The organism is Actinophytocola sp. (assembly GCF_036402745.1).
Taxonomy (GTDB): Bacteria; Actinomycetota; Actinomycetes; order Mycobacteriales; family Pseudonocardiaceae; genus Actinophytocola.
The window spans coordinates 38,675-45,719 of the sequence record NZ_DASWSJ010000037.1; the positions used below are offsets into that span (position 1 = coordinate 38,675).

At 68.2% G+C, this 7,045-nt stretch carries 5 protein-coding genes and 1 tRNA gene; 5 read left to right on the forward strand and 1 reads right to left on the reverse strand.

Annotation, left to right across the window (positions count from 1 at the left end):
- The first annotated feature begins 20 nt into the window (after positions 1-20).
- A complete protein-coding gene (locus VGD70_RS03715) occupies positions 21-1,214 on the forward strand; it encodes a DNA polymerase III subunit delta' (protein ID WP_331078107.1) in 1,194 nt (397 codons plus the stop codon).
- Positions 1,215-1,422: 208 nt separating this feature from the next.
- On the opposite strand, the gene VGD70_RS03720 is transcribed toward VGD70_RS03715, so the two are convergent.
- Complete coding sequence (locus VGD70_RS03720; protein WP_331078109.1) at positions 1,423-3,429, reverse strand: hypothetical protein; 2,007 nt, start codon at positions 3,427-3,429, stop codon at positions 1,423-1,425.
- A gap of 114 nt (positions 3,430-3,543) precedes the next feature.
- Here VGD70_RS03720 and VGD70_RS03725 point away from each other — a divergent pair.
- The 4 genes from VGD70_RS03725 (at position 3,544) to VGD70_RS03740 (ending at position 6,930) form a co-directional block, all read left to right on the forward strand.
- A tRNA-Thr gene (locus tag VGD70_RS03725) sits at positions 3,544-3,620 on the forward strand.
- A gap of 78 nt (positions 3,621-3,698) precedes the next feature.
- Positions 3,699-5,273, forward strand: a complete 1,575-nt coding sequence (locus VGD70_RS03730; RefSeq protein ID WP_331078110.1) for a tyrosine-type recombinase/integrase — start codon at positions 3,699-3,701, stop codon at positions 5,271-5,273.
- A gap of 178 nt (positions 5,274-5,451) precedes the next feature.
- The gene (locus VGD70_RS03735) at positions 5,452-6,246 is read left to right on the forward strand and encodes a hypothetical protein (protein ID WP_331078112.1); all 795 of its coding nucleotides are present in this window, start codon (positions 5,452-5,454) and stop codon (positions 6,244-6,246) included.
- A gap of 96 nt (positions 6,247-6,342) precedes the next feature.
- Positions 6,343-6,930: an NUDIX hydrolase gene (locus VGD70_RS03740; protein ID WP_331078114.1), complete on the forward strand. Its 588-nt coding sequence runs from the start codon at positions 6,343-6,345 to the stop codon at positions 6,928-6,930.
- The last annotated feature ends 115 nt before the right edge of the window (positions 6,931-7,045 follow it).

Here is a 7,045-nt window from a genome sequence, read left to right on the forward strand (position 1 = left end):
TCGGCGTGACGGAGCGGGTGATGGGCACAGTCTGGTCCCAGGTCGTCGGGCAGCCCGAGGCCGTCGCGGTGCTCACCGCGTCGGCGGCGGTTGCCGCGTCGATGGTCGACGGCACCTTCTCCGGCTCGGCCTCGGCGGTGCCGCACGCGTGGCTGTTCACCGGCCCGCCCGGCTCGGGCCGCTCGGTGGCGGCGCGGGCGTTCGCGGCGGCGTTGCAGTGCGAGAAGGGCGTCGGCTGTGGCGAGTGCCCCGGCTGCCGCACGTCGATGGCCGGCACGCACGCGGATGTGCGCGTGGTCGTGCCGGAGGGCCTGTCGATCTCCGTGGCCGAGATGCGCGCGCTGGTCCAGATCTCCGCGCGCCGGCCCACCGGCGCCCGCTGGCAGGTCGTGATCATCACCGACGCCGACCGGCTCACCGAGGGCGCGGCGAACGCGTTGCTGAAGTCGGTGGAGGAGCCGCCCGAGCGGACGGTGTTCCTGCTGTGCGCCCCGTCCGACCACCCCGACGACGTCCCCGTGACCATCCGGTCCAGGTGCCGCCATCTCGGCCTGCGCACCCCGGCGGCGTCGGCGATCGCCGAGGTCCTCAGCACCCGGGACGGCATCTCGGCCGACATCGCCCAGTGGGCCGCGTCGGTGTGCGGCGGCCACGTGGGCCGGGCCCGGCGGCTGGCCACGGACGAGGCGGCACGCAACCGTCGCGAGTCGGTCCTGCGGATCCCGCTGAGCTTGCACCGCCTGTCGGATGTGTTCACCTGCGCCGACGACCTGGTGCGCTCCGCCGAGGCCGACGCCACCGAGGTGAGCGGCACCCGCGACGAGGCCGAGAAGGACGCGCTGAAGACCGCGATGGGCCACGGCGGCACCGGCAAGGGCACGGCCTCCGCGACCCGAGGCAGCGCCGCGGCGATCAAGGAGCTCGAGCGCCGCCAGAAGAGCCGAGCCACCCGAACCCAGCGCGACGCGATCGACCTCGCGCTGGTCGACCTGGCCGGCTTCTACCGTGATGTGCTCGTGGTGACCAGCACCGCCACCGCGACCCTGAACCACCCCGACCGCGAGCCCGACGCCCGCCAGGCGGCTGGGTCGTGGTCCCCCGAGTCGACGCTGCGCCGCCTGGAGGCGGTGCTCGCGTGTCGAGAGGCGCTGGAGCTGAACGTGAAGCCCCGCATCGCGATCGAGGCCATGCTGACCGCCCTCCACCACGGCTGACCGCGCCTGCGGCCACCTCTAACGCCGCGACCGGCCCCGCCCGCGGCGACGAGCCGCGTCGTCCTGCTCACGAATGGCGCCACGGCTGACGGTGGGGTTGCTGTGGTGTCTGGCGTCGTGGGGAATTCTCGAGTCTGGGCCCGGGTCTGAGCCGTCTCCCTCTCGCGTCACCCTGCGGCGCCACGGCTGACCGCGGCGCCGCCTTCGGTCACCGGCGTCGCCGGGGGTTCCGGGACCGGGCCTTGCGCAGCCGCCTGCGCCGCCGAGCCGCCTCGCTCGGCGTCACCCGTGCCACCGGTGACACCACAGCCACCGGACCTTCGGTCTCGGCAGTTTCGGTTTCTGCCGCAGCTTCGGGGGCCTCGGTCTCCGCCGCGTCGGCCGCGGGAGTCGTCGCCTCTGGTGCCGCACCTGCCTCGGCGTCGGGCGTCTCGGTCTCAGGCGCCGCTACCGGTGCGTCAGCTTCGGCCTCTGGCGCCGCTACCTTCTCTGTGGCCGCCGCCTCGCCGGTCGCGAGCCCTGCTTCGGGAGCCTCAGCTGTCTCCGGCTCGGCGTCGGTGGGCGGGTCGGCCGGTGGGTCGGGCGGCGGGAAGCCGCCCAACGGCGCGAAGCCGCGTGGGTTCCGCAGCGTCGGCACGGCCGCCACCAGAACCACGCCCACCAGCAGCATCGCCGTGCCGGTCCAGAACATCGGGATCGTCTGGTAGGCCATCGTCGTGTACGCGAGGCCAGGTGGCTTCATGCCCTGCGGCCGCGGCGTCGGCGGCGGCACCGGCTGGTCCGACGGCAGGCACACCACCCCACCCGTCGGCGCGTACGCGCGGGCCACCTGCTCACCCAGCGACACCTGCACCAGCGCCGACGGCAGGTTCGGCAGGCCCAGCGCGGTCGTCGGCAGCACCTGCAGGTCCAGCATCCGCGCGGTCGCGCCCAGCTGGAAGCCCTTGAACGGGTCGGTCATCGGCATGCTGCGCTCGTCCAGCTGCGCGACACCCAGCCGCAGCACGCCGAGGTCGAGCTTCTGCAGGCCCTTGCTGACCGCGTCGGCCACCTTCTGCCCGTTGGCCAGCAGGTCACCGATGATCGGCAGCTTCTCCGCGCCCGGCACGCCCGGCAGCGGGATGCCGATCGGGATGTCGAGCGACGGGTGCGCCGCGTCGAGCCCGCCCAGCCGGCGGCCGCCCTGCCAGATCTCCAGCACCGGCGCGGTGTACTTCACGGTCGACGTCCTCGCGTCACCCGTGGACGTCACCTGCAGCGTCGGCTGGCTGACCACCCGGATCTCGATCGCGAACGGCGTGCCCGCGAGCAGCTTGAGCGCCGCCACCCGCAGCGTCGACGTCGACTGCACGGCCTTGTTCTTCGAGCCCGGGATGTCCACGAGCCGCACCGTCGACCGCGCGGACAGCGTGTTCGGCAGGCTCAGCAGTGCGCCCTTGCCGTCCGCCCTCGGGCTGGCGCCGCCGGACAGCACGCCGCCCAGCGTGCTCAGCGGACCGGTCAGCTGCTTGAGGCCGTTGACGACCGCCTGGTCCTGCTGCGCGGTCAGCTTCGGCGCGTCGAACACGCCGGTGAGGTCGGTGACGCTCGGCAGCGTCGGGATCGCGTTGACCAGCGAGAGGCTGCCGACCTCGGTGGACGCGTCGGAGATCGTGCCGACGCACGGGCCGAGCACGTCGTCCCACCGCGCGTGCACCTGGCCGCTCAGCGCGCTGGCGGTGATCAGCGAGTCCAGCGGCGTCGACGGCAGCGACAGCCCGCTGTGCGTGGGTTGCGGATTGTTCGGCGGCGCGGTCTGCGCCAGCGCGCCCGGTGCCTGCGGGCTGGCGCCCTGGACGGCGATGCCGCCCGGCGCCGCCTCCGCGACGGACCGCTCGAAGGAGATGTAGGCCTCGGAGTTCGCCTGCGCGCTGGCCAGCCCGAAGCCCAGTTCCGCGGCCGACTGCTTGGGCAGCTTGTCCGACGCACCAGACACGATCGCGTTCGTGGGGGCGGAGTTCGGCAGCACCCGGATGATGCCGAGCCCGGTGCCCGAGTCACCGACCGCGTGCCCCGTCGGCGTGGGCCCGACAGGCGCCGACATAGGAGGCGACTTCGGATCGGTCGGCGTCGGCACCGGCGTCGTGACCGGCGCCGCGAGCGCCGGCGCGGCCGAGAACGCCAGCACGACAGCCGCGAGCGGCAACGCCGTGGCGACGAGAGAGCGTCCGCGCATCGGCAGGGGCCTCCTTGATACCCGAGTCACCGGTCCCCGACCTGTGTCCGCTCTCCTAACGAGCCCGCCACCCCGCAGGTGACGCCCAACCGCCCGCTACACTGAACCCGCTTCGCCGCCTTAGCTCAGTCGGCCAGAGCGGCTCACTCGTAATGAGCAGGTCAAGGGTTCGATTCCCTTAGGCGGCTCCAGGTCAGGAGCCTGATAGCCCCCGATCCACCCCATTCGTGGGGCAGGATCTGGGGCTATCGGTGTTTTACGCTGGTCCCATGACCAGCACTTCTAGGTCCAAGCGCAAGGGCCGCGGGGAGATCGAACGTCTCCCCAGCGGCTCACTCAGGGTGAGGATCTACGCGGGGACAGACCCGGTGACCGGCAAGCGGCACCGCCTCGAGGAGATCGTTCCGGCCGGCCCAAACGCCGAGGACGATGCCGAGAGAGCGCTGACCCGCCTCCTCTCCCAGCGCGACGAGCAGCGCAACGCCCGCACCCGCGCGACGGTCAACCAGCTCCTCGACAGGTATTTCGCCCTCACGCGCGTTGAGCAGACCACCAAGGAGAACTACGAGTCGCTAGCCCGGCTGCATATCCGGCCCCTACTCGGCGATGTCTCCCTGGCCAAGATTAACGGCGAGACGCTCGATTCGTTCTACAACGTGCTCCGCAAATGTCGAGCGCGCTGCCAGGGCCGCAAGTACATCGAGCACCGCACTGACCGGCCCCACAAGTGCGACGAGAAGTGCGGGCCTCACAAGTGCAAGGGCCTCGCTGACGGCTCGCTGCGGAAGATCCACGCTGTTCTCTCGGGTGCCGGCAAGCGGGCCGTCCGCTGGGGCTGGCTAGGCGTGAACCCGTTCGGCCAGGCAGATCCGCTCCCAGCCGCCCGGCCGCATCCGAAGCCCCCGACTGCCGACCAGGCCGCGAAAATCGCCACACAAGCCTGGAAGGACCTGGATTGGGGCATGCTCGTGTGGCTGGCCATGGTGACCGGCGCACGCCGAGGTGAGCTGTGCGCGCTGGCCTGGGATCGCGTCACCCTCAAGCCAGGTGCCGGCGTGCTGGAGATCCGGTCCAGCATTGCGCAGCGAGGCGGCCGGACGTGGGAGAAGGACACCAAGACCCACCAACAGCGCCGCATCACGATCGATGACGCGACTGTGGGCCTGCTCGCGGCCTACCAACGCCGTTGCGCCCAACGTGCCGGCCTTGGCGAAGAGATGCCGGGCGACGCCCGGATCTTCTCGAACTCCCCGGACGGAAGCAGATGGCTCAAGCCGGACTCTGTGAGCCAGCGCTACGCGCGCATGTGCGCCCGCAAGCCTCTCGAATGGGACATGAACATCCACCAGCTTCGCCACTACTCGGCCACCGAACTCATCTCCGCTGGCGTGGATGTCACGACGGTCGGCGGTCGGCTGGGCCACGGCGGCGGAGGCTCGACGACGTTGCGCTTCTACAGCGCCTGGGTATCCGAGGCCGACCAACGCGCGGCCGGGACGCTCTCTACGCGCCTGCCGGAACTACCCGTGGCGCTCGACCCCGCAGGCGCGCTCAAGTCAACGGTCCAGGCTGCCGAGGACACACAATACAAGCGCATAGCCGCCGATCTTCGAGGCGCGATCGTGTGCGGCGCGCTCAAGCCAGGCGACACGCTCCCACCTTTCGCGGAACTGGCCAGCCGTTACGGCGTGGCATTTAACACCGCGCAACGCGCTGTAAAGGTACTGAAATCGGACGGCTTGGTCACCGTCAGTCGAGGTCGACGAGCAGTCGTCGCTAGTCCGGACACCCGCCGTGCACAGAGCGACGTCGTCAGCCTACAAACGCGAAGGCGAGCGACGTAGAAGGATCGATACGGCAACGGCTTGACGGCTGATGCTGGTGAGGCACTATTGGGATGTGCATGAGCCATCGTCCACAAGCTCTGAGGATGCCGATCCGCCGAGAGGAGAGGCCGCTGAGGCCGATAGTGGGCTATCGTCCGTTCCTGCGGGGCTATCAGAAGCCATCGTCAGGCTCTCGATGCAAGCGTCACCGACGATTAACTCCGGTTTCAGCGGATTTATTGGGCATTATTACAGGTCGCTCGTTGATACCGGCAGAACCGCAGCTTCGCTACACCAGCCCTTGGACGGCTTCCGGCAGCAGTTGATACAGCGATTCATCGTGCCAGTTGTTTCGAAACTTCCCGACGTATCGACGCGAATCTTTCCCGTCAATTGGGTGGGTGTTCAAGGCGTGCGACTATCTGTCGTTTTACCTATCGTAATGGATGAAGGAATTCCGTTGATGTGGGTTCCGCGAGCAAGCATCCTGCAAGCGCTTGTTGCTGCAAGGGACGCTCGTGCTCGGCGCAGTATTCTCGGTCGACGTTGGAAGGATGTCGCGACTGACTGCGAGCAGGTTCTAACCGAGATCGTTCATGATCGGTTCGCTAGTGATGTAATTCTAGGGAGACAGGCTGTTGCATCGCTGCAAGGGGGCTATGCAGCTGCCTCGCAGGCGCTATCCGCCAATCTTCTCGACAGTGTTCTGCGCAAGCATCTCAATGCGAGTCTTCGTAAACAGGTGACGAACCACAAGAATGGCAATAGGCTCGATATCGATAGTTTTTCGGCTCGGCTTGGTCTGACGATGGCGCCAGTTTGGCGCGGTTATGCAGAGTATTGGCTTGATAAGGGTGATCGCGTTCCTTATTCGTTTACTCGACATGCAAGCGCCCACGCTGTTTCAAAGCGTCAATATTCTCGAATTAATGCTGTAGTCGCTATAATGCTCATATCGTCTGTTCTAAAGCTACTCGATGAACAGGTCTAAGTTGCTGACGACCAATTCTTGCACTCGGCTTAAAGGTGTAGCAACGGCAACGACCTAACTTGGGCTGCAACGTGCTGCTTCCGTAGGCTGCCGAACGTGACTGAGGAGCATGGGTCGTGGAAGACGTACGGTGAGCGGCTGGTCTATGACAACCGATGGGTGAAACTAGGGCTCGCCGATGTGGAGGCTCCCAACGGTGAACGGTGGGAGTATCACGTCGTCCACTTAGCCCGGATCGCTATCGGCTTGATCGTGGATGAGCGTGACCGGGTGCTGATGCTGTGGCGATATCGGTTCCCGACTGACCAGTGGGGCTATGAGTTGCTGGGCGGTCTGGTCGAGGAGGGCGAGCAACCGGCTGACACGGCGAGGCGCGAGGTCGAGGAGGAGACCGGCTGGCGGCCGGTTGGCGAGCCCGAGCACCTGATCAGCTTCGAGCCACTGCCTGGGCAGGTCACGGCGGGCACCGACGTGTACCTGTGGCGCAAGGCGGAGAAGGTTGGCGAGCCGACCGACACCGAGGAGGTTGGCCGGTTGGAGTGGGTGCCGTTGAGCCGCGTCCTGGAGTTGGCCAAGCGGCAGGAGTTGCTTGGCTCCGGCGCGCTGGTGCCGTTGCTGTACTACCTAGCCTCACGCGGCTCCGGCGACGCCAGCGGGCAGGATGAGCCGACCGAGCCGGCGTAGCTGGCGGTCGGACTTGATCTGCGCGGCGAGGCGCTTGGCCTGCCGCGCGTGCTCCAACGCCGCGTCGCGGTCGCCAGCAGCGGCATAGGCGAACGCGAGATCGACCATCATCACG

What these genes read in the sequence shown, in the direction of transcription:
- VGD70_RS03715 (WP_331078107.1), top strand. Translation starts at nt 21, where the DNA reads ATGGGCACAGTCTGGTCCCAGGTCGTCGGGCAGCCCGAGGCCGTCGCG.
- VGD70_RS03720 (WP_331078109.1), bottom strand. Translation starts at nt 3,429, where the DNA reads ATGCGCGGACGCTCTCTCGTCGCCACGGCGTTGCCGCTCGCGGCTGTC.
- VGD70_RS03730 (WP_331078110.1), top strand. Translation starts at nt 3,699, where the DNA reads ATGACCAGCACTTCTAGGTCCAAGCGCAAGGGCCGCGGGGAGATCGAA.
- VGD70_RS03735 (WP_331078112.1), top strand. Translation starts at nt 5,452, where the DNA reads ATGCAAGCGTCACCGACGATTAACTCCGGTTTCAGCGGATTTATTGGG.